The organism is Pseudomonas sp. FBCC-B1565 (assembly GCF_059133265.1).
Map to the genome: position 1 here is coordinate 6621885 of NZ_CP101438.1, position 22221 is coordinate 6644105.

At 61.3% G+C, this 22221-nt stretch carries 25 protein-coding genes; 11 read left to right on the forward strand and 14 right to left on the reverse strand.

All coding sequences use genetic code 11. The annotated features are described in order from the left end of the window. Position 1: 1 nt before the first annotated feature. The gene (locus NL123_RS30465) at positions 2 to 277 is read right to left on the reverse strand and encodes a YheV family putative zinc ribbon protein (RefSeq protein ID WP_020301415.1); all 276 of its coding nucleotides are present in this window, start codon (positions 275 to 277) and stop codon (positions 2 to 4) included. After that, entirely contained in the window at positions 274 to 2325 is a 2052-nt protein-coding gene (prlC, locus tag NL123_RS30470; RefSeq protein ID WP_494356966.1) for an oligopeptidase A, read from the reverse strand. The genes NL123_RS30465 and prlC overlap by 4 nt, the downstream gene beginning before the upstream one ends. Before the next feature lie 102 nt (positions 2326 to 2427). Between prlC and NL123_RS30475 the strand changes: the two genes are divergently transcribed. Together NL123_RS30475 and NL123_RS30480 are read left to right on the forward strand one after the other, a co-directional pair. Beyond that, positions 2428 to 2970, forward strand: coding sequence for a gamma carbonic anhydrase family protein (locus tag NL123_RS30475; protein WP_058424404.1), 543 nt, complete (start codon positions 2428 to 2430; stop codon positions 2968 to 2970). Beyond that, on the forward strand, positions 2967 to 3626 hold the full coding sequence (locus tag NL123_RS30480; protein WP_248485547.1) for an HAD family hydrolase: 660 nt from the start codon (positions 2967 to 2969) through the stop codon (positions 3624 to 3626). Before NL123_RS30475 ends, NL123_RS30480 begins: the two co-directional genes overlap by 4 nt. Before the next feature lie 100 nt (positions 3627 to 3726). On the opposite strand, the gene NL123_RS30485 is transcribed toward NL123_RS30480, so the two are convergent. Beyond that, a complete protein-coding gene (locus tag NL123_RS30485; RefSeq protein WP_494356967.1) occupies positions 3727 to 4770 on the reverse strand; it encodes an aminopeptidase in 1044 nt (347 codons plus the stop codon). Positions 4771 to 4910: 140 nt separating this feature from the next. Here NL123_RS30485 and NL123_RS30490 point away from each other — a divergent pair, with 140 nt between their 5' ends. Continuing rightward, positions 4911 to 5333 carry a PA0061/PA0062 family lipoprotein gene (locus NL123_RS30490; RefSeq protein ID WP_248485545.1) on the forward strand — a complete coding sequence of 141 codons (423 nt, stop codon included), beginning with the start codon at positions 4911 to 4913 and terminating at the stop codon, positions 5331 to 5333. On the opposite strand, the gene NL123_RS30495 is transcribed toward NL123_RS30490, so the two are convergent. Continuing rightward, positions 5334 to 5573: a DUF1161 domain-containing protein gene (locus NL123_RS30495; protein ID WP_010207769.1), complete on the reverse strand. Its 240-nt coding sequence runs from the start codon at positions 5571 to 5573 to the stop codon at positions 5334 to 5336. A 236-nt stretch (positions 5574 to 5809) separates the two neighbouring features. Beyond that, the gene (locus NL123_RS30500) at positions 5810 to 6241 is read right to left on the reverse strand and encodes an OsmC family protein (protein WP_027608131.1); all 432 of its coding nucleotides are present in this window, start codon (positions 6239 to 6241) and stop codon (positions 5810 to 5812) included. Between the two features lie 218 nt (positions 6242 to 6459). Here NL123_RS30500 and NL123_RS30505 point away from each other — a divergent pair, with 218 nt between their 5' ends. Next, positions 6460 to 7461, forward strand: coding sequence for an LLM class flavin-dependent oxidoreductase (locus NL123_RS30505; protein WP_021491416.1), 1002 nt, complete (start codon positions 6460 to 6462; stop codon positions 7459 to 7461). A 61-nt stretch (positions 7462 to 7522) separates the two neighbouring features. Here the strand turns inward: NL123_RS30505 and NL123_RS30510 are convergent, their stop codons facing one another. Both NL123_RS30510 and NL123_RS30515 read right to left on the reverse strand, forming a co-directional pair. Then, the gene (locus NL123_RS30510) at positions 7523 to 7747 is read right to left on the reverse strand and encodes a DUF1161 domain-containing protein (RefSeq protein WP_494356968.1); all 225 of its coding nucleotides are present in this window, start codon (positions 7745 to 7747) and stop codon (positions 7523 to 7525) included. A 115-nt stretch (positions 7748 to 7862) separates the two neighbouring features. Beyond that, a complete protein-coding gene (locus NL123_RS30515; RefSeq protein ID WP_248485541.1) occupies positions 7863 to 8078 on the reverse strand; it encodes a dodecin in 216 nt (71 codons plus the stop codon). A 156-nt stretch (positions 8079 to 8234) separates the two neighbouring features. Between NL123_RS30515 and NL123_RS30520 the strand changes: the two genes are divergently transcribed. Continuing rightward, entirely contained in the window at positions 8235 to 8561 is a 327-nt protein-coding gene (locus tag NL123_RS30520; protein ID WP_003170746.1) for an ElaB/YgaM/YqjD family protein, read from the forward strand. Here NL123_RS30520 and NL123_RS30525 read toward each other — a convergent pair. Then, positions 8558 to 9454, reverse strand: a complete 897-nt coding sequence (locus NL123_RS30525; RefSeq protein ID WP_248485539.1) for a LysR family transcriptional regulator — start codon at positions 9452 to 9454, stop codon at positions 8558 to 8560. The genes NL123_RS30520 and NL123_RS30525 overlap by 4 nt on opposite strands. Before the next feature lie 110 nt (positions 9455 to 9564). Here NL123_RS30525 and trpB point away from each other — a divergent pair, with 110 nt between their 5' ends. The 4 genes from trpB to NL123_RS30545 all read left to right on the forward strand — a co-directional run bounded on the left by trpB (position 9565) and on the right by NL123_RS30545 (position 14009). Continuing rightward, positions 9565 to 10791 carry a tryptophan synthase subunit beta gene (gene trpB / locus NL123_RS30530; RefSeq protein WP_058424396.1) on the forward strand — a complete coding sequence of 409 codons (1227 nt, stop codon included), beginning with the start codon at positions 9565 to 9567 and terminating at the stop codon, positions 10789 to 10791. Next, positions 10791 to 11600, forward strand: a complete 810-nt coding sequence (trpA, locus tag NL123_RS30535) for a tryptophan synthase subunit alpha (RefSeq protein ID WP_248485537.1) — start codon at positions 10791 to 10793, stop codon at positions 11598 to 11600. Before trpB ends, trpA begins: the two co-directional genes overlap by 1 nt. A 136-nt stretch (positions 11601 to 11736) precedes the next feature. After that, positions 11737 to 12177: an anti-virulence regulator CigR family protein gene (locus NL123_RS30540; protein WP_248485530.1), complete on the forward strand. Its 441-nt coding sequence runs from the start codon at positions 11737 to 11739 to the stop codon at positions 12175 to 12177. Positions 12178 to 12350: 173 nt separating this feature from the next. Further along, positions 12351 to 14009 carry a BBE domain-containing protein gene (locus NL123_RS30545; RefSeq protein ID WP_248485528.1) on the forward strand — a complete coding sequence of 553 codons (1659 nt, stop codon included), beginning with the start codon at positions 12351 to 12353 and terminating at the stop codon, positions 14007 to 14009. A 38-nt stretch (positions 14010 to 14047) separates the two neighbouring features. On the opposite strand, the gene NL123_RS30550 is transcribed toward NL123_RS30545, so the two are convergent. The 6 genes from NL123_RS30550 to NL123_RS30575 all read right to left on the reverse strand — a co-directional run bounded on the left by NL123_RS30550 (position 14048) and on the right by NL123_RS30575 (position 19605). Continuing rightward, positions 14048 to 15352, reverse strand: a complete 1305-nt coding sequence (locus tag NL123_RS30550; RefSeq protein ID WP_248485526.1) for an MFS transporter — start codon at positions 15350 to 15352, stop codon at positions 14048 to 14050. Positions 15353 to 15419: 67 nt separating this feature from the next. Next, positions 15420 to 16568: a galactonate dehydratase gene (dgoD, locus tag NL123_RS30555; protein ID WP_003170741.1), complete on the reverse strand. Its 1149-nt coding sequence runs from the start codon at positions 16566 to 16568 to the stop codon at positions 15420 to 15422. A gap of 47 nt (positions 16569 to 16615) precedes the next feature. Continuing rightward, positions 16616 to 17236 carry a 2-dehydro-3-deoxy-6-phosphogalactonate aldolase gene (locus NL123_RS30560; protein WP_071494754.1) on the reverse strand — a complete coding sequence of 207 codons (621 nt, stop codon included), beginning with the start codon at positions 17234 to 17236 and terminating at the stop codon, positions 16616 to 16618. 1 nt (position 17237) lies between these two features. Beyond that, complete coding sequence (locus NL123_RS30565; RefSeq protein WP_248485524.1) at positions 17238 to 18197, reverse strand: 2-dehydro-3-deoxygalactonokinase; 960 nt, start codon at positions 18195 to 18197, stop codon at positions 17238 to 17240. A gap of 96 nt (positions 18198 to 18293) precedes the next feature. Beyond that, entirely contained in the window at positions 18294 to 18623 is a 330-nt protein-coding gene (locus NL123_RS30570) for a DOPA 4,5-dioxygenase family protein (RefSeq protein ID WP_071494752.1), read from the reverse strand. 31 nt (positions 18624 to 18654) lie between these two features. Continuing rightward, on the reverse strand, positions 18655 to 19605 hold the full coding sequence (locus NL123_RS30575; protein WP_248485521.1) for a choline sulfate utilization transcriptional regulator: 951 nt from the start codon (positions 19603 to 19605) through the stop codon (positions 18655 to 18657). Positions 19606 to 19708: 103 nt separating this feature from the next. Here NL123_RS30575 and betC point away from each other — a divergent pair, with 103 nt between their 5' ends. Together betC and choX are read left to right on the forward strand one after the other, a co-directional pair. After that, positions 19709 to 21223 carry a choline-sulfatase gene (gene betC / locus NL123_RS30580; RefSeq protein ID WP_248485520.1) on the forward strand — a complete coding sequence of 505 codons (1515 nt, stop codon included), beginning with the start codon at positions 19709 to 19711 and terminating at the stop codon, positions 21221 to 21223. A 16-nt stretch (positions 21224 to 21239) separates the two neighbouring features. Continuing rightward, a complete protein-coding gene (gene choX, locus NL123_RS30585) occupies positions 21240 to 22154 on the forward strand; it encodes a choline ABC transporter substrate-binding protein (protein WP_058424387.1) in 915 nt (304 codons plus the stop codon). Positions 22155 to 22221: the final 67 nt, after the last annotated feature.

Sequence of the window (22221 nt, forward strand, 5' to 3'; positions counted from 1 at the left end):
ATCAGTCCTTTTTCAGCTTGGGATTGGGGAAAAACTGCACCGCCTGCACCTTCGGGTCCGCCGGCGCTTTCAACGCCGTGGTATTGACCCGCGTGCCCAATTCCTTGGGCACCGACAACCCTTGATCATTCAGCGTGTCGGTATAACCGCAGGCCACACACTCACGGTGCGGCACGCTGTCCTCGGTCCACATCTTCAGTTTGTCCGGCTCACTGCACGCCGGGCAGACCGCCCCGGCGATAAACTGCTTTTTGGTAATCACAGGCCCTTCACTCATGCTGCCGCGTCCTCACTCAGGCCGCTGTGGCGCAAGAGTGCGTCAATCGACGGCGCACGTCCGCGGAAGTCGACGAACAGCACCATCGGCTCCTGGGAGCCACCACGCGCCAGGATCGCCTCGCGGAAAGCACGACCGGTTTCGGCGTTGAGTACGCCGTCTTCTTCGAACTTGGAGAAGGCATCCGCCGAGAGCACTTCGGCCCACTTGTAGCTGTAGTAACCCGCCGCATAACCGCCGGCAAAGATGTGCGCAAAGCTGTTGGGGAAGCGGTTGTAGGCCGGCGGACGCATTACCGATACCTCATCGCGCACGCCTTCCAGCACCTGCGCCACGCTGCGGCCATCACCGTGGGTGGCATGCAGTTCGAAGTCGAACAGCGAGAATTCCAGCTGGCGCACCATCATCAGGCCGGACTGGAAGTTTTTCGCTGCGAGCATTTTTTCCAGCAGGTCTTGGGGCAGCGGCTCGCCGGTTTCATAGTGACCGGAGATCAGCGCCAGGCCTTCCGGCTCCCAGCACCAGTTCTCCATGAACTGGCTCGGCAGTTCCACCGCATCCCAGGCCACACCGTTGATGCCAGACACGCCAGCGTGTTCAACGCGGGTCAGCAGGTGATGCAGGCCGTGGCCGAATTCGTGGAACAGCGTAGTGACTTCGTCGTGAGTCAGCAGGGCAGGCTTGCCGCTGTCGGCCGGGGTGAAGTTGCACACCAGGTTGGCCACCGGGCTTTGCAGCACACCGTCGATGGTGCGGCGACGGTCGCGGGCACCGTCCATCCAGGCACCGCCGCGCTTGTTGGCACGGGCATACAGGTCAAAGAAGAAGCGGCCCACGTGCTGGCCGTTTTCCTTGATTTCAAACAGGCGCACATCCGGGTGCCAAGTGTCGAAGCCTTTCTGCTCGGCGATCTCGATGCCGTACAGGCGCTGCACGATGGCGAACAGGCCGCCCAGCACTTTGTCGATCGGGAAGTAAGCGCGCAGGGCTTCCTGGGACACGCTGTAGCGCTGCTCGCGGAGTTTTTCGCCGTAGAAACCGCTGTCCCAGCTTTGCAGGTCGGCGCAGCCTTGTTCGGCAGCATAGGCCTTGAGCTGTTGCAGGTCCTGGGCGGCGAACGGCTTGCTGCGCTTGGCCAGGTCACGCAGGAAGCTCAGCACTTGGTCGCTGGACTCGGCCATCTTGGTGGCCAGGCTCAGTTCGGAGAACGACGCGTAACCCAGCAACTGAGCCAGCTCTTGGCGCAAGTCGAGGATCTGTTCCATCACCGCGCCGTTATCGTTCTGACCGGCATTCGGGCCTTGGTCCGACGCACGGGTGCAGTAGGCTGCGTAGACTTCTTCACGCAGCGCGCGATCCTGGGCGTAGGTCATGACGGCGTAGTAGCTAGGGAATTCCAGGGTGATCAGCCAGCCGTCGAGGCCTTTGGCCTGGGCGGCGGCGGCCATCTGCGCCTTGGCCGAGTCGGTCAGGCCCGCGAGGGTGGCTTCATCGGTGACGTGTTTGGTCCAGGCCTGGGTCGCGTCCAGCAACTGGTTGGAGAACTTGCTGCCCAGCTCCGACAGCTTGCTCTGCACTTCGGCGTAGCGTTTTTGCTGCTCTGGCGGCAGATCGATGCCGGACAGGCGGAAGTCACGCAGGGAGTGTTCCAGGATGGTTTTTTGCGCCACGTCGAAACCGGCGGCTTCCGGGCTATTGGCCAAGGCTTCAAAGGCCTGGAACAGTGCGCGGTTCTGGCCCATCTCGGTAGAGTACGCGCTCAATGCCGGCAGGCAGCTTTCGTAGGCTTCACGCAGTTCAGCGCTGTTGCACACGGCGTTGAGGTGGCTGACCGGGCTCCAGGCGGCGCCCAGGCGGTCATTCAGTTCGTCCATCGCCAGGACCAGACCGGCCCATGTCGGATTTTTGCCCTGGCTTTGCAGGATGCCTTCGATGGCAACGCGGTTGTCGGCGAGGATCTGTTCGATGGCCGGCTGGACGTGCTCGGCACGGATCGCCGAGAACGGCGGCAGGTCGTAGGACTGCAGAAGAGGGTTGTTCGCGCTCACGGTGGGCACCTTGGCTGAAGAAACATGTAAGAACAAAGATGGGGCCATCTTAATTACAATCAACGCCCACCGCAGCTATCAGCAGAAGAGAGAGAGGCTATCGTGACCCTTCGCACCTATCAGAACCACACGCCAGCCCTGGGCGCCGGGGCTTTTGTCGATATTTCGGCGGTGGTGATCGGCGATGTCGAAATCGGCGCCGACAGCTCGGTCTGGCCACTGACCGTGATCCGTGGCGACATGCACCGCATCCGCATCGGTGCACGCACCAGCGTGCAGGATGGCTGCGTGCTGCATATCACCCATGCCGGGCCGTTCAACCCGGACGGTTTCCCGCTGCTGATCGGCGACGACGTGACCATCGCCCACAAGGTCATGCTGCATGGCTGCACAGTCGGCAGCCGCATCCTGATCGGCATGGGCAGCATCGTGATGGACGGCGCCGTGGTCGAGGACGACGTGATCATCGGCGCCGGCAGCCTGGTGCCGCCGGGCAAGAAACTCGAAAGCGGCTTCCTGTATGTCGGTAGCCCGGTCAAACAGATTCGCCCATTGACTGACAAGGAACGCGCCTTTTTCACCTACAGCGCCGCGAACTACGTGAAGCTCAAAGACCTGCACCTGGCTGAAGGATTCGACCGATGACCCTGCCTTACCAAACCGTCCTGTTCGACCTGGACGGCACGCTCACCGACCCACGCGAGGGCATCACCCGCTCGATCCAGTACGCCCTCGGCAAGCTGGGGATCGACGAGCCGGACCTGACCAAACTCGAACATTTCATCGGCCCGCCCTTGCTGCAAGCGTTCATGCAGTTCTACGGCTTCGACGAGGCCAAGGCCTGGGAAGCGGTGAATTTCTATCGCGAGCGTTTCAAGGTCACCGGGCTTTATGAGAATCGTGTGTTCGACGGCGTGATGCCGCTGCTGGAAGCGTTGAACGGTCAAGGCCGCCAGCTCTATGTCGCCACCTCCAAGCCCTGGGTCTTCGCCCGCGAAATCGCCCGGCACTTCGATTTCGCCAAGCACTTCAAGGTGATCTACGGCAGCGAGCTGGACGGGACGCGCACCAACAAAGTCGAACTGATTGCCCACCTGATGAGTGAGGAAGGCCTGGACCCGGCCACCACCTTGATGATCGGTGATCGCAAGCATGACTTGATCGGCGCCCACAAGAATGGGCTGGATTCGGCGGCGGTGGGGTATGGGTTCGGCAGTTTCGAGGAGCTGAATGCCGAGGCGCCGACCTGGCATTTTGAAACGCTGGATCAGATGCATCAGGCGTTTTTGCAGCGACTTTGAGACCGCCATCGGGGGCAAGCCCCCTCCCACAATTGACCGGCGCACACGGTCAAAATGTGTGAGGGGCGGTGCGACGACTCGACTTGCCCCCGATGAGGCCCTAAAGAGCACCCCCTTCCAACTGCCTCAACGCCGCCTTGCGCTGCACCACCGGCAACCCACCCAGCTTCTCCACCGCCTTATAAAACCTCACCCAATCCCCACCTTCCCGCGCAAACAACGCCGCAAACGCCGGCACCCACTGGTCGTACAGCCCAAACGGTAGCAACCGCGCATTGTTCATGGGTTGGTTGATCCACGCGTCATACCGTTTGTCCCCGCCCCACTGGCTGTCGCGCAGCTGCCGGTAATCGCGACGCAGACGCTCGAACTCGGCCGACTTCGCCTGGCGCATCACATCAGTTGCCAAGGGTTGGGCATAGAGTTTTTCCAAGCGCTGGCGGGTATCGAGGATCAGCTGAATGAACTCATCACGCTGCTTCGACGCCGACAGGCTCTGCGGCGCCAAGCCCCGTGCAGCACGCCACTGGCGCGTGCCTTCCTGCTCGACGAAATTGGCAAACGACTCATTGAACTCGGTGTCGTCCTTCACATAGAAACGCTGGTGCGCCAGCTCATGGAAGATCAACGTGGCCAGCCGCTCATCACCCCAGTTCATCATCGAATTCATGATCGGGTCGTTGAACCAGCCCAAGGTTGAATAGGCCTCGACACCGCCGATCGACACGTCCATGCCTCGCTGCTTCAACAACGCCGCCTCACCACGCGCCGCGCCCTGGTTGTAGTAGCCGCGATAGGCCACACAGCCCGCGATAGGGAAGCAATGGGTTTCGGGAGACAGGGAAAACTCCTGCGTGGCGAAGACATTCCAGACCACATAAGGCCGGCCGATGTCGGCATACAACCTGTAGCTCTGGTTGTCAGGCAGATGCAGGTGTTCACTGGCGAACGTACGCGCCTTTTGCGATTGCGCCAGATGCTCGCGCAACAGCACTGGGCGGGAAGGGTCAGCGATCACCTGCGCCACCGGCTCCCGGGCGCGCAGCAATTGCCATTGACCACTGGCCAACTGACCGTAATAACTGACACTGGAACAGCCGCTGAGCAGCACAACCATCAACCCTGGAAGAAAACGCCTGACCATGCCCCGACCGCTCCTGGGTAATTTGCTCGCCAGACTATCGCGCCCAGGCGGAATTTTTCCATGGCACGACGTGTTTATACTTACAAGAAGTCTGTCGCCGCTGGCATCAGGCTGAACTCTTTCCTACGTGAGTGCCTGCCATGCGTCAGCTCTGGTTTCCCGTCGCCGCCCTGTTCCTCAGTGCCTGCACCACCACCCCGGTGCCACCGGCAGACCCGCAGCAGGCGTGGGTTGATTTCACCACGCCGACGCCGGGGTCCAAGCTGGTAATGGCGCAACGCTTGGACGGCAAGAACCTGGATGACGGACGTTTCTTCCAAATGCCGCCCGGCCATCATGAACTGATGGTGCGTTTCGACTTTGAAGTCCCCGCCGGCGGCGGTTTGGGTGGGCTCAGCCAGATGATGTACCGCACCTGCTTCATGACCCTGGAATACGACCACTTCCAGGCCGGCCAGCGCTATGTGCTGGAAGGGCGCTCGCTGGCCTTCACACCCAACATCCGGTTGTATGACTCGGCGCGTCAGTTGCTCGCAGAAGAACGCAGCGTCAACTGCATCTGATCAGTCGTTGTTCTTCTGGTAGACGATGGCCTTGGTGCCGTTCTCACAGCTGCCGACCACCATGGCGCTGTCGTGCTTGTCGGCTTCTTCCTTGCTGACGATCTCCAGGGTGTAGGACGGCACCGCGTTAGCCTGGATCTTGACCTCAATCTCCTTCCTGAGCTCTTCGCAGTCTTTTGGCGCGGCCACAGCCGACGTGGCCAATACACCGCAGATGATTGCCAAGGCAAAACGTTTCATGTGTGAAGCTCCCTGAATGCGCTGCGCACGAGTGTGCGCCTAGGCTGCATGGTAATAGGACCACACTGACAAAACACGAGTTCTGATCTAACGCAGAACTAAATGTGGGAGGGGCGGTGCGACGATTCGACTTGCCCCCGATAGCGGTGAGTCAGTCAACATCTCTGTTGCTGATAGACCGCCATCGGGGGCAAGTCGAATCGTCGCACCGCCCCTCCCACATTGGACCTGCTGCGTTAGCTGACCAGGGTGGCATCCAGGCTGATTTTCGCGTTCAGCACTTTGGACACCGGGCACCCTTCCTTGGCTTTTTTGCTCAGTTCATCGAACTGCGCCTGGCTCGCGCCCGGAATCTTGGCCTTGAGCACCAGGTGCACAGCGGTGATCGCAAAACCACCGTCAACCTGGTCCAGGGTCACTTCGGCCTGGGTGTCAATGCTGTCAGCCTTGAGCCCGGCATCGCCGAGAATCATGGAAAACGCCATGGAGAAACAGCCGGCGTGGGCCGCACCGATCAATTCTTCCGGGTTGGTGCCCTTACCGCCCTCGAAACGGGCCTTGAAGCCGTAAGGCGCTTCACGCAGCACGCCGGTTTCCGTGGAAATGGAGCCCAGGCCAGTCTTCAGGTCACCTTCCCAATGCGCGGATGCTTTTTTAACGATACTCATAGCGGTCTCCTCAAACGGTGGTTTTGCGTCAGTAAGGGTTCTGAGGATAGTCGGCCAGGCAAAGTTCATCTTGTAAGAGAAACCTAGCGATTCAGTAGGAAATTTCCTGGGCTGCTATTGAATCTCGGGTATATGCCCTCATTGCATAGAGCATGCACATGAAGCGGCAGGTTTTGGTTCGTCTAAAAAGCCTGCGGCCCTTTTGGAGAAGCAGGCTTATGAAATCGCTGTCCGACGTAAAGTTCTCGACCCTCGACCTGGTGCCCGTGCGCGCCAACGGCAGTCCGGCGCAGTCGCTGCGCAATTCCCTGGACCTGGCCCAACACGTGGAAAAGTTCGGCTACAACCGTTTCTGGGTGGCTGAACACCACAACATGGACGGTATCGCCAGTTCGGCCACCTCGGTGCTGCTGGGTTACCTGGCCGGCGGCACCTCGACGATTCGCGTCGGCTCCGGCGGCGTGATGCTGCCCAACCATGCGCCACTGGTGATCGCCGAACAGTTCGGCACCCTGGAAAGCCTCTACCCCGGCCGAATCGACCTGGGCCTGGGCCGCGCGCCCGGCTCCGACCAGATGACCGCCCGCGCCCTGCGCCGTGAGCGCTCCGGCAGTGCCGACGATTTCCCCGAAGACGTGGCGGAGCTGATGGCCTACCTCGGCCCACGCACGCCCGACCAACGGGTGATCGCCGTCCCCGGCACCGGCACCAACGTACCGGTCTGGCTGCTGGGTTCCAGCCTGTTCAGCGCCCAGCTGGCAGGTGAGCGCGGTTTGCCCTACGCTTTCGCCTCGCATTTCGCACCGCGCCTGATGCATGAGGCGATTCGCGTATACCGCAATCACTTCAAGCCTTCGGCCGTGCTGGACAAACCCTACGTGATGCTCGGTATTCCGCTGGTCGCCGCAGACACGGATGAACAAGCCGACTACCTCGCCACCTCGGTCTACCAACGCATCCTCGCCCTGATGCGCGGGCAAAGCCTGGTGCAGCGCCCACCGGTGAAAACCATGGATGGCCTGTGGCTGCCCCATGAAAAAGACGCGGTCGGCAGCTTCCTCGGCCTGGCCATGGTCGGCAGCCCGGCGAAGATCCGCGCCAAGCTGGAGGTGCTGATCGAACAGACCGGCGCTGACGAGCTGATCTTTACCTGCGACCTGTACGAGCACGCCGACCGGATTCATTCCTACGAGTTGCTGGCGCAGTTGATGAAGGGCTGAAACCCTCAGGCGAAAAAAAACCGACGCACTCGCGTCGGTTTTTTATGTCTGGAACACGGGATTAACCGCGCTTGTAGACGATTTCCTTGGTGCCGCCTTCGCAGCTGCCGACCACTTTAGCGTCGGTAGAAGCGCCTTTATTCACCACTTCCAACGAATAGCCCGAAGCGCCCTTGGCGTCGATTTTCGCCGCAATCTCGCTTTTCAGCTCTTCACAAGGCTTGCCCGCCGCCAGGGCTGCGCCCGCAATGCTCAACAAACCTACCGCTAACAGGAACTTCTTCATCCGTTACTTTCCTTGCGCTGATCAAAAAGAGCGTGCCGACGCTTGCGGCATCGGCACCCATTGGTTGTAGCGCAGGTTATGGCAATCGGCCAGTCAGCAAGTTCAACCGTTGCGATCAACTACTGGCAATTCGGAACCCTACCTTGAGGGTGACCTGATAGTGCGCGACCTTGCCATCCTCGATATGGCCGCGTGTTTCAGTCACTTCAAACCACTCGAGATGCTTGATGCTCTTGTTGGCTTCAGCGATAGCATTGTTGATCGCATCTTCAATGCTGGTGGTCGACGAGCCGACCAATTCGACTTTCTTGTAGGTGTGATGATCACTCATGGCAGTTCTCCTAAGGGTCGTTAAGCAAGCGTAGCAGTCAATGTTCGTACTGCTTCTGGCGACCATTCCTACCTGAAAGTTCAGATTAACTGCACTTTCTGAAACGGCCGCAGTCGGTATCTACACACGCCACTCAATCACTTCAGGAGAGTCCACATGGCCAACACTTCTTTACGCAAAGCGTCGCTGGAAAGCATGGAAGCCGAGATTTCGAGCCTGCTCAAGTCTCTGGAAAGCCTCAAGGACGATGCGTCTGACGAATCGCGCAAAACCTTGAAGGCCCTGAAAAGCAATGCCGAGAATGCCCTCAAGCATTCCCGCCACCTGATCAGCGATGCCTACGAAGAAAGCAAAGTTAAAATCCGCGAAACCGGTGTTGCAACCCGGGACTACGCCCAAGAGCACCCATGGACTACAGCCGGTGTTGCCGTAGGCGCACTGGGCCTGCTGGCCGCCTACCTGCTGTGCAAGCGCGGTGACTAAACCGGCTGGCGCAACAGCTCAGCCTTGAGCCACTGCGCCAGTTGCCCGGCGCGTCCGTCCGCGGCGCGCTTGGGTAGCCACAACGCCAGGTGCGCCGGGGTTTCGCTGAAACCCCATGGCGCCACCAGGCGACCCGCACGCACGTCTTCGACCACCAGCGGTTCCGGCGCGATAGCAATACCCAGCCCGGCCACTGCCGCCTCCAGCAAATAATACAAATGCTCAAACCCCTGGCCGTGTTTCAACGCGCCGGGTTCGATGCCGTGTTGCCGCGCCCAACTGGGCCAGGCTTGCGGACGTGAGGTGGTGTGCAACAGCGCTTCGCCACACAACGCCGACGCGGGCGCCTGGCGCAGCCGCTCGTAGCCAGCGAAACGCGGGCTCATCACCGGGCCGATGCGTTCGCTGGCCAGTTCATACACCTGCATATCCGCAGGCCAGGGTGGCTCGGCGAACAACAACAGGGCATCCAGGCCGGGGCGCCGGGGATCAAGGTCACCGTCACCCGCCGACAGGTGCAGGCGCAGGTCCGGCAGGTCCGCGTTCAAGCGGCCCAGGCGCGGGATCAGCCAGCGCGCCAGCAAGCTGCCCGAGCAACCCAGCACGAACGGCGCATCGGCACTGCTCTGGGTGAGTTCGGCGCACACATCCCGCAACCGTTCGAACGCCTCGACGCTGGCGTCGCGCAAACGGGCACCGGCATCTGTGAGTTTAAGGCCGCGCCCCTCCTTGACGAACAAACTCACGCCCAAGTGCTCTTCCAGTACCTTCAACTGCCGGCTGACCGCGCCATGGGTCACATGCAATTGCTCGGCGGCCTGGCTGACGCTGTTGAGGCGGGCGGTGGCTTCAAAGGCACGCAGGGCATTGAGGGGTGGGAGGTCTCGGCTCATCTGTGAGTTTTCCTGACAGGTTGCGGCGATCTTATCGGTTTTCAGCGCAGGACGTCAGGGGTAGAGTGGCCGTCATTGCTTCCCACACCCATTCTCTCCTGGAGTGTCCCATGACTCAGTCCCAGACCGATCTACGCAACGGCCCAGACGCCAACGGCCTGTTCGGCGCGTTCGGCGGCCGTTACGTCGCTGAAACCCTGATGCCGTTGATCCTCGACCTGGCCCGCGAATATGAAGCGGCCAAGATCGATCCGGCGTTCAACGAGGAATTGGCCTACTTCCAGCGCGATTACGTCGGTCGTCCGAGCCCGCTGTATTTCGCCGAGCGCCTGACCGAGTTCTGTGGCGGCGCCAAGATCTACCTCAAGCGCGAAGAGCTGAACCACACCGGCGCACACAAGATCAACAACTGCATCGGCCAGATCCTGTTGGCGCGGCGCATGGGCAAAAAACGCATCATCGCCGAAACCGGCGCCGGCATGCACGGCGTGGCGACCGCCACCGTGGCCGCGCGCTTCGGCCTGCAATGCGTGATCTACATGGGCACCACCGACATCGAGCGCCAACAGGCCAATGTGTTCCGCATGAAGCTGCTGGGCGCCGAAGTGATCCCGGTGGTCGCCGGCACCGGCACCCTCAAGGACGCGATGAACGAAGCCCTGCGTGACTGGGTGACCAACGTCGACAGCACCTTCTACCTGATCGGCACCGTGGCCGGCCCGCACCCGTACCCAGCCATGGTGCGCGACTTCCAGGCCGTGATCGGCAAGGAAACCCGCGACCAACTGCAAGCCCAGGAAGGCCGCCTGCCGGACAGCCTGGTGGCATGCATCGGCGGTGGCTCCAACGCCATGGGCCTGTTCCACCCGTTCCTGGATGACACCAGCGTGGAGATCATCGGCGTTGAAGCGGCCGGCCACGGCATCGAGACCGGCAAGCACGCTGCCAGCCTCAACGGTGGCGTACCGGGCGTACTGCACGGCAACCGCACTTTCCTGCTGCAGGACGACGATGGCCAGATCATCGACGCCCACTCGATTTCTGCCGGCCTGGATTACCCCGGCATCGGCCCGGAACACGCCTGGTTGCATGACATCGGCCGCGTCCAGTACACCTCGGTGACCGATGACGAAGCCCTCGACGCCTTCCACAAATGCTGCCGCCTGGAAGGGATCATTCCAGCCCTGGAAAGCGCCCACGCCCTGGCCGAAGTGTTCAAGCGCGCCCCGACCCTGCCGAAGGATCATCTGATGGTGGTGAATCTGTCGGGCCGTGGCGACAAAGACATGCAGACCGTCATGCACCATATGGAACAGTCCCAGCAGGAGAAACACTGATGAGCCGCCTGCACACCCGCTTCGCTCAGTTGAAAGAACAAAACCGCGCCGCCCTGGTGACCTTCGTCACCGCTGGCGACCCTGGCTATGACACCTCCCTGGAGATCCTCAAGGGCCTGCCAGCCGCCGGTGCCGATGTGATCGAGTTGGGCATGCCCTTCACCGATCCGATGGCGGACGGCCCGGCCATTCAGCTGGCCAACATCCGTGCGTTGAATGCCAAGCAGAACCTGGTGAAAACCCTGCAGATGGTCCGCGAGTTCCGTAAGGACAACAACGACACGCCGCTGGTGTTGATGGGCTACTTCAACCCGATCCACAAATACGGCGTGCCGCAGTTCATCGCCGACGCCAAGGAAGCCGGGGTGGACGGCCTGATCGTGGTCGACATGCCGCCCGAGCATAACGGCGAGCTGTGCGACCCGGCCCAGGCCGCAGGCATCGACTTTATCCGCCTGACCACCCCGACCACCGACGATGTGCGCCTGCCCACTGTGCTCAACGGCAGCTCCGGCTTCGTGTACTACGTGTCGGTCGCCGGCGTGACCGGTGCCGGCGCGGCGACCCTGGAACACGTCGAAGAAGCCGTGACCCGCCTGCGTCGCCACACCGACCTGCCGATCAGCATCGGTTTTGGTATCCGTACACCGGAACAAGCGGCGGCCATCGCCCGCCTGGCCGACGGTGTGGTGGTGGGTTCGGCGCTGATCGATCACATTGCCAATGCCAAGAATGACCAGCAAGCCATCGACGGCGTGTTGAGCCTGTGTGCGGCATTGTCGGAAGGCGTGCGTAACGCCCGTAAGTAAGGGCCCCGTAAGCAGTAGGTAAAGTTCCTGATACAGAGGAATCAACCCGCGCGGGCACGGCCTAAACAGCAAGACCAAGGGATTTCGAACCTCGTTCGAAGTCCCTTTTTTGTTTGCGTGCCCTGAGGAATACCCGATGAAAATGCCCAAATCCGTGATTGCAGGCCTTGGCGTACTGGTGCTTGGCGCCAGCGCGCTGGTGCAAGCCGCGCCTTATGACCAAGGCGGCCCCGACCGTGGCGGCCCGCAAGGCCAGCACGAGCAACATGGCGACGACCATCGCGGCCCGCAGGACAACCGTCGCGGCGGCCCGCCCCAGGACTTCGGCCCGGTACGCCAGATCATCCATGACAACCACGGCCAGTTCTCCCGTGGCGCACCGCCGCCGCCCAATGTACGCCTGGTACGTGGCCAGCCGTTGCCCCGTGGTTACTACGGCGAACGCCTAGACAACCGCGCCCTCGCGCGCCTGCCGGTGTACCCGGGTTATGAGTGGCGCCGTTCGGGGCCGGATGTGGTGCTGATCGCGGTGGGCACGGGCATCGTCTACGAGATCCTCGACGGCGTACTCAACTAACCCCCCGGCGCCTTCACCTTTTTCCGCTAGGCTTGAGGGTGGACATTGCGTCCTCCCTCAACGCACTTCATGCCTATTGCCGTCTAACCGCCTGCGCAAGCCCCGCATTCCTTGCCCTCCCGGTCGTTAAGTTAGCCGCATCAGAAGTCATTCTTGGCTCTTTGGAGTACATCATGGCATTTGATCTCATTACCGCTGCGGACCGTCGTCATTCAACACTGCAAAAAGGTTTCAACCTGCGCTGGCCATTGGGCAATGTGCAGGGTGAATCTTCGTCAAGTGGCGCCAACTTGATTTACCTCTGCTATAGCCCCCAGGACATCATCGACGCCGCCGCCCAGGCGCTGGCGATCCCCAATGGCCGGATCACGGTGCGTAGCGGCGGTCACTGCTATGAAGGCTTTGTCGCGAACAAGATGCCCGACAGTCCCGACGAAGTGCTCTCGATCCTGGATATCAGCCAACTCAACCAAGTGGTCTACGACGCCACGGGGCAGATTGCCTCGGAGTTGGTGCCCACCTCGCCTCATCGCTACAGCTATCGCCTGGAGGCGGGCGGCCAGAACTGGGATGCCTATGTGGCGCTGTACAAGCTGGCCAACACGAGCTTGCCCGGCGGCTCGTGCTATTCGGTCGGGCTGGGTGGGCATATTTGCGGCGGTGGCTACGGGCTGCTGTCGCGCAAGGATGGCCTGGTGTGCGATTGGTTGAGTGGCGTCGACATGCTGGTGCCGAACGCCCAAGGCAACGGCCTAGTCCCTGTACATGTCGCCCGCAACAGCGCCCAACAGGACGAACTGGATCTGTTCGCCGCCTGCTGCGGCGCAGGCGGCGGGCAGTTCGGGATTATTACCAGCTACTACTTCGAACGTTTGCCCCAAGCCCCCAAGGAAGTGCTGTGGCTGGTGCTGGAGTGGGACTGGTCGCTGCTGACCAAGCCAGCCCTCGACAGATTGCTGGTGGCCTATCAGGACTGGTTTGCCCGCAACCAGGCAAACCCGGACACCTGGGGCCTGGCAACCAAACTGGAGATGCGCCATCAGAACACTGGCAACGTCACGATGGATGTTCATTACGTGGACAAGCAGGGCGAGTTGAATGATCAAGCCCCCTTTGAGGACTTTGTCAGCTCGATGCTCAATGCCATCGGCATTTCCGCTACCGAATGCCTGAGTCCTTCCCCAACGACCCACCTGCCACGCAGCAACCCGCCAGGGCCGACGATCAATTCACTGGCGTCTGCCCTGGCCGCGACGCGTCGAATGGATTGGCTGCATTGCCAGCAGACGCTCAATGGCTCAGGGCCAAACCAGCGTGGTCGGTACAAGTCGGCCTACCAGAAGGGTATTTTCACCCCCACTGTGCTGCAGGCGATCTGGGACACGCTGACGTGGGACGACCCCGATAAGCGGCTGACTCAAAGCCTGATCCAGATCCAGTCATTCGGTGGGCAAATCAATCAGGCCAGCGCCGCCGTGCGACGGGAATCATCGGTTGCACAGCGTTCGTCCTACTTGAAGTGGCAACCACAATGCTACTGGCGTGACGAAAGCAGCGCTTCGGATCAAGCCCACGCGCAATGGATCCAGGGACTGTTTTTCGCGGCATTTGCCAACGACAACGGCGTTCCGGTCAATGCCCAGTTCGAAGGGTGCTACATCAATTACCCCGACCGCGACATGCTGTTTATCGACGGCGACCCCAACAAGGGGCCCAACCCGCAGTGGTACAAGGTGTTCTTCCCTGACCTCATGATTGAAAGCCGCCTGCGCCGCACCAAGCAGCGCTGGGACCCGCTGAATGTGTTCCGTAACGAGATGTCGGTGCCCTGAGCCGAAAGGAAAAAGGGCGACCGCAAGGTCGCCCTTTTTTACAACTCGATCCGCTCGACCTTACCCACCAGCAACACGTAAGAGAGCGCTCCGAGCAAGGCCAGCACCGCGATGTAGGTAATCGCTGGCGCAAACGAATCGCCACTGGCCAAAAAGCCGATCACAATCGGCGTGGCAATCGCCGACAGGTTGCCGATGAAGTTGAACACCCCACCGGTCAGCCCCAACAGGCGGGCCGGTGCCAGGGTCGACACCAGCGACCAGGTAATCGACGCCAGGCCATTGCCAAAGAACGCCACCGCCAGGAACGCAATCACCCAGGCCGTCGAGTCCACATAGTTGGCACCGATGATCGCCGTGGAGATCAGCAACCCGCCAATGATCGGCAACTTGCGCGCAAACCCCACCGATGCGCCGCGACGAATCAGCCAATCGGAAAAGATCCCGGAACACAGCACGCCGACAAACGCCGCGAGGAACGGCAACGATGCCAGCAGGCCGGATTTGATGAAGTCCATGCCGCGATATTTCACCAGGTAGGTGGGAAACCACGTCAGGAAGAACCACAGCGTGGAGTTCAGGCAGAACTGCCCCAGGTAGATGCCCCAGAGTTTGCGCTTGCTCAGCACGATCCCCAGGTCGACCCAACTGAACGGCGCCTTGGCGGCTTTTTCCTGCATGTCCACCAGGCCACCGCCTTCGCGGATCAGCTCGATTTCAGCAGCGTTGGCGCCTTTGAAGTCCTTGGGCTCGCGGTACACCGCGTACCAGATGATCCCCCACAGGATGCCAACGCCACCGGTAACGACAAACACCATGTGCCAGCCGAAAGCATGTTGCAGCCAGGCGAGTACCGGCGTGAGGAACGCCAGCCCGACAAACTGCCCGGAGGTATAGAAGCCAATCGCCGTGGCGCGTTCGCGCTCGGGAAACCAGGTGGTCACCACGCGGCTGTTGATCGGATACGCCGGGGCTTCCAGGGCACCCACCGCCATGCGTAGCACGAACAACGCGATAAAGCTGGCAGCGAAACCTAGCATCACGGTGGCGATGGACCACAGGATCAGCGCAGCCGTATAGAGAATGCGCGGCGGCACGCGGTCCACCAGCCAGCCGCCAGGGATCTGCATGGCTGCGTAGGTCCAGCCGAACGCGGAGAAGATCAGCCCGACCTGAACCGGGTCGATGCCCAGTTCGCTGGTCAGCGCCGGGGCGGCAATCGACAGGTTGCTGCGGTCGAGGTAATTGATCACCACGGTGATGAACAACAGCACCATGATGAAAAAACGCTTTTTGGTAGGCGTGACTAAAGAAGCCTGCCCGGTGAAGGATTCAGGGTGCATGGGGGTTGCCTCTTCTTATGTTTATTGAGGGCTTGCAGGAGCCGGCATCCCGGCTCCTACAGGGTGCTTACCACTCGGCGAAGCTGCCGTCGGCATGCCGCCAGATCGGGTTGCGCCAGCGGTGGCCGATGGCCGCGCGCTCGATCACGTATTCTTCGTTGATCTCGATGCCCAGGCCCGGCCCGTTGGGGATCTTCACGAAGCCCTGGTCATAGTCGAACACGCCGGGGTCGCGCACATAGTCGAGCAGGTCGTTGCTCTCGTTGTAGTGAATGCCCAGGCTCTGCTCCTGGATAAACGCGTTGTAGCAGACCGCATCCAGTTGCAGGCATGCCGCCAGGGCAATCGGGCCCAGCGGGCAGTGCAGGGCCAGGGCCACGTCGTAGGCCTCGGCCATGTTGGCGATCTTGCGGGTTTCGGTGATGCCGCCCGCGTGGGAAGCATCGGGCTGGATGATGTCCACGTAGCCTTCGCTGAGCACACGCTTGAAGTCCCAGCGCGAGAACAGGCGCTCGCCCAGGGCAATCGGCGTGCTGGTCAGCGGCGCGAGCTCTTTGAGCGCCTCGTAGTTTTCGCTGAGCACCGGCTCTTCGATGAACATCAGTTTGTACGGGTCCAGCTCTTTCATCAGCACCTTGGCCATCGGCTTGTGCACCCGACCATGGAAGTCGACGCCGATGCCGACGTTCGGGCCGACCGCATCGCGCACGGCGGCGACGTTGGCCAGGGCCAGGTCAACTTTCTCGAAGCTGTCGACGAACTGCAGTTCTTCGGTGCCATTCATCTTCACTGCGGTAAAGCCTCGGGCCACGGCCTCTTTGGCGGCGCGGGCGGTGTCGGCCGGGCGATCGCCACCGATCCACGAGTACACGCGGATCTTGTCGCGCACTTGGCCACCCAGCAGATCACTGACAGACACACCGAGGGCCTTGCCCTTGATGTCCCACAGCGCCTGGTCGATACCGGCGAGGGCGCTCATGTGCACCGCACCGCCGCGATAGAAGCCGCCGCGATAGAGCACGGTCCAGATGTCTTCGATATTGCGCGGGTCTTTGCCGATCAGGTAATCGGACAGCTCTTCGACGGCAGCCGCCACGGTATGGGCGCGGCCTTCGACCACGGGCTCACCCCAGCCGGTCACGCCCTGGTCGGTCTCGACCTTGAGGAAGCACCAGCGCGGCGGGACGATAAAGGTCGTCAGTTTGGTAATTTTCATCTCTTGTCTCTCTTATAGATGCGGCGCCAAGGGCGCGGAACTTGATGTCAGCTCAGGGCTTTCCAGGCGGCGACATAAGCCTGGGCACGGCTCGCTACCTGATCCACTGTCATACCCGGTTTGAACAACCCGGAACCCAGCCCGAACCCTTTGGCACCGGCATCGATAAACACCTGCATGTTGTCCGGGGTAATGCCACCGACCGGCAGCAGCAAGGTGCCAGCCGGCAAGACTGCCAGCCACGCTTTGATCACCGCCGGGCCCATTTGCTCGGCGGGGAACAGTTTCAACACATCAGCCCCCTCGGCCAGTGCGGCGAAGGCTTCGGTCGGTGTCGCCACACCTGGCGACAGGAACAGGCCTGCGGCTTTCGCCGCTCGCAGCACCTTGGCATCGCTGTGGGGCATCACGATCACCTGGCCACCGGCCGCCTTCACCTGCTCGACCTGCTCAGGCAGCAACACCGTGCCGGCGCCGATCAGGCAATCGGCGGGCAGGCTGTCGCGCAGGGTGCGGATGCTGGTGTAAGGGTCGGGCGAGTTCAGCGGGACTTCGATCACCCGAAACCCTGCCTCGTACAGCACTTGGCCGACGGCCTCGGCTTCGTCCGGGCGAATGCCACGCAGGATGGCGATCAAACCGTTTTGCGCGAGTGCGTGCTTGAGCATGTCAGGCCTCCAATACAGGTTGAGTGAGCCCGGACGCCATCGCCAATTGCCACAGCCCGCGCTCGGTGGCTTCTTGCGCCAGGCTGACGTGGGCGAAACCGCAGAGGGCGAGGGCGCGTTGATAGCGGGCGCAGAGGGGCGCGGCGCCGACCAGGATGATCGGCTTGTGTCGGGCACTGCCGGGCAGGCCGGCGAGTTCGTGGCCGATGAGCAAGCCGGAGAGGTAATCGGGCTGCTGTTCGGGGCTGAGTTCGGCGGTGAGGCCCAGGGTGCGCGCACTGAACAGCGTCGACAGCACGCCGCGCTGGCCGTCTTTGGACAGCGCCACCTGCACGCCTCGGTCAAAGGCGTCGGCCTGGAATTGTGCGGATTGTTGCTGGGTACGTCCGAGGATGCTGTGCTTGCTCAACACCGCAAACAGCTCGCCGGTCATGAAGGTGTCGAAGTGGGTGATGCAGCCATCGACCACCTCCACCCACTTGGAATGGCTGCCGGGCAGGCCGATCAATGCGTCGGTGCCCAGCCCCTGCAACACGCCCAGCACCTGGGTTTCTTCGCCGCGCATCACGTTGGGCAAGCCGACCTGCTCGATCACGCCCGGCACGATATGCACGTCCACGCCACGCAGGCTGCGCACCTTATGCAGCGCCTGGCCGAGGCTGGCGACATCGACAGGGGTATTGCGATAAGCGGCTTCGCTCCAGCCCTGCGCGCTGCCAACCATGCCGCAGGCAATCACCGGCAAACCGGGCTCGGCGTCGAGCCAGTCACCACACGCCGCATCGAACGCCAACTCGAAGCCATCGCTGCAACGCACGCCAGCAATGTCCCGGGGTTCATTGGGCAAATGCATGATGCCCCACGCCAGCGAGCGCTGTTCCAGCACTGCGCCAGCGGGGCCGAGTTTATAAGCACGAAGGGAGCTGGTTCCCCAATCGAGCGCGATCAATTGCGCCTGCATCGCTTCACCTGAGTTCTGAGCGGATGCAGCGAATATAAACCTACGAAGCAGAAAGTCTCAATATATAAATGACTATCCCATATTTAGGGATTAATTTTAAGAAAAGGCTGACAAGTTCAGCTCCCGCATCGCCCCCATCCAGACGGCATAGTCCGTGTGGTCCTTCAGGTCATCGCCGGTATCGGGGTGCAGGAACACCACCAGGCCATTGCGATGGATCACCAGCCACGGCAGCACCACACCGATGTATTCCGGGTCGAACGCCAACTGGCAGCTCCAGTCCGGGTGCGGCCCTACCGGCCGTTGGTGCACACGGCCCATGCGCAGCGGGAACAGTTTGGCGGCGTCTTCGCACAAGGTGCGCGCCTGTTCGATAGTGTTCGCGTCGAAGTAGATATGGGCGTGATAGCCCTTGATACGTTGCATGACGAGCTCCGGATCCAATATGCGCCAGATGCTAGACCGCAATCGACGGCAGGGCCAGCCCGGTCAGCGACTGTGCGCTGCTGGCCTGCTCGGCCACCAGCCAGTCGACGAAACGCTCCACCAACTGCCCTCGGCGTTTGCGCTGGGGTTGCACCACGTAATAGCCGAAACGTGAGATCACCGTGTCGCTCACCGGCCGGCACAGCCAGTTCTGTTCCAGCAGGTTGTCCACCAGATGGCGCCAGCCGATGGCCACGCCCTGGCCGGCAATCGCAGCCTGGATCAACAGGGTGTAGTTATCGAAGCGCAACTGGCCGGGGGTGGGCGCGGTGGTGATGCCCAGTTCGCGAAACACGCCGCTCCAGTCGAACCACTGGCTGTTGTTTTCCTGGCGCAGGTGCAGCAGCGGGAAATCGTGCAGATTTTGTACAGTCAGCGGCGTGGCCTGCGCCTTCAGCCATTGCGGGCTGCACACCGGGAACACTTCCTCGTTGAACAGCCACAGGCTGTCGCCCTGCTTGAAACGGCCGTCGCCAAACAGCACCGCCACGTCGATATCGCTGCGTAAGGTCGCGTGGTTGCGCTCGCTGGTCACCAGGCTGACGTCCACCTGGGGGTTGGCCTGGTGGAAGCGGTGCAAACGCGGCATCAGCCAATAGGCGGCGAAGGCGAAGTCGGTGGCTACTTGCAGCACTTCATGCTGATCCTGCTGGCTGATCAGGCTCAGTCCCTGGTTGATGCCCTGCAAACCGCCCTGCACATGCTCGAACAACAGGGCGCCGGCATCGGTCAACTCAATGCCACGGTAGATGCGATCAAACAGGCGGATCGCCAGTTGCTCTTCCAGGCGCTTGATCTGCTGGCTGATCGCGGGCTGGGTGGTGCCCAGTTCCATTGCAGCGGCGGTAAAACTGCGGTGGCGTGCCGCCGCTTCGAACGCGCGCAGCAGATCGAGGGACAGGTCGCCAAGGGCTTCATACATAAGCGGTGCTTATCCTAGACATTGCTTTTCATGGGCTTTACCCCACTTTTCATGGGCTGCATGCTCATTCGCATAAACACTGCCTATGGAATGCCGATAGATCATGAAGCGCAAGAACATTCTTTTCATCATGGCCGATCAAATGGCCGCGCCGATGCTGCCGTTCTACGGACCTTCCCCGATCAAATTGCCCAACCTGAGCCGCCTCGCCGAACAGGGCGTGGTGTTCGATGCCGCGTACTGCAACAGCCCGCTGTGCGCACCGTCGCGCTTCACCCTGGTCAGCGGCCAGTTGCCGAGCAAGATCGGCGCCTACGACAACGCCGCCGATTTCCCCGCCGATGTACCGACCTACGCCCACTACCTGCGCCGCCTCGGCTACCGCACCGCGCTGTCGGGCAAGATGCACTTCTGCGGCCCCGACCAACTGCACGGTTACGAAGAACGCCTGACCAGCGATATCTACCCCGCCGACTATGGCTGGGCGGTGAACTGGGACGAGCCGGACGTACGCCCCAGCTGGTACCACAATATGTCGTCGGTGCTGCAAGCCGGCCCGTGCGTGCGCACAAACCAGCTGGATTTCGACGAAGAGGTGGTCTTCAAGGCCCAGCAATACCTGTTCGACCATATCCGCGAAGACGGCGAACAACCGTTCTGCCTGACGGTGTCGATGACCCACCCGCACGACCCGTACACCATTCCCAAGCCGTTCTGGGACCTGTACGACGACGCTGATATCCCGTTGCCTACAACACCCGCGCAAAGCGATCTCGACCCCCACTCCCAGCGCCTGCTCAAGGTCTACGACCTGTGGGACAAGCCGCTGCCGGTGGATAAGATCCGCGATGCGCGCCGTGCCTACTTTGGCGCGTGCAGCTACATCGACAGCAATGTCGGCAAGCTCCTGCAGACCCTGGAAGACACCGGCTTGGCCGATGACACCATCATCATTTTCTCTGGCGACCACGGTGACATGCTCGGCGAGCGCGGGCTCTGGTACAAAATGCACTGGTTCGAAATGGCCGCCCGCGTACCGCTATTGATCAGCGCGCCGGGGCAATTCGCGGCGGGCCGCGTGACCCACGCCGTGTCCACCGCCGACCTGCTACCGACCCTGGTGGAACTGGCCGGCGGCGAGCTCGACCCACGCCTGCCGCTGGACGGCCGCTCGCTGGTACCGCACTTGCAAGGGCAGGGCGGGCACGACGAAGTGTTCGGCGAATACATGGCCGAAGGCACTATCAGCCCGCTGATGATGATTCGCCGAGGCGCCTACAAATTCATCTACAGCGAAGACGACCCTTGTCTACTGTTCGATGTGCACAACGACCCGCACGAGCGGGAGAACCTCAGCCAGTCACCGGAACACCGGCCACTGTTCGAGGCGTTTTTAACTGAGGCGCGGGCCAAATGGGACATCCCGGCGATCCACCAACAGGTGCTCGCCAGCCAACGCCGTCGTCGCCTGGTATTCGAGGCACTCACCCAGGGCAAGCTGAAGAGCTGGGATCACCAGCCACTGGTGGACGCCAGTCAGCAATACATGCGCAACCATATCGACCTCGACGACCTGGAGCGCAAGGCACGTTTTCCACAACCCTGCCAAAACCAATAAATACAGAGGGAAGGCCATGCAAAAGTTGACTGTGATGTTGAGCCTGTTGGTACTGACCAGCGCCAACGTGTACGCGGACGCCAGTTGTGAAACGGTAAAAATGGCCGACCCGGGCTGGAGCGATATCGCAGCCACCAACGCCATCACCGGTTTCCTGCTGACCGGCATGGGCTACAAACCGAAGGTGGACACCCTGGCGGTGCCGATCACCTTTGGCGGGCTCAAGGACGGCCAGGTGGATGTGTTCCTCGGCAACTGGATGCCGGCGCAGCAGGGCTTCTACGACAAGTTCGTGGCCAATGGCGATGTGGTGCAGTTGGCGAAAAACCTCGACGGCACCGAGTTCACCCTCGCCGTGCCGGACTATGTGTGGGACGCCGGGGTGCATGATTTTGCCGACCTGAACAAGTTTGCCGACAAGTTCGACAAGAAGATCTACGGCATCGGCTCCGGCGCGCCGGCGAATATCTCGTTGCAGGAAATCATCAAGAAGAACGACTTCGACCTGGGCCAGTGGAAGCTGGTCGAGTCCAGCGAACAGGCGATGCTGGCCGAAGTGTCGCGAGCGGTGAAGAAACAGAAATTCGTCACCTTCCTCGGCTGGACCCCACACCCGATGAACGTGCAGTTGAAAATGCGCTACCTCAAGGGTGGCGAGAAATACTTTGGTGACACTGGCAGCGTGTATACCTTGACCCGCAAGGGTTACGCACAGGCCTGCCCGAACGTAGGAAAACTGCTGACCAACCTGAGTTTTACCCAGGAGATGGAGAACGGCATCATGGCCGAGGTGGCCAACAACAAAGTCAGCAATGCCGATGCGGCGAAGGCGTGGATCAAGGCCAATCCGGCGGTATTGGATAAGTGGCTGGAGGGTGTAAAAACACTGGACGGCAAAGACGCACTCCCTGCAGTTAAAGCCAGACTCTGAGGCCTGATGCAATTCAAATGTGGGAGGGGGCTTGCCCCCTCCCACAGGAACCGATGTGTACTGATAT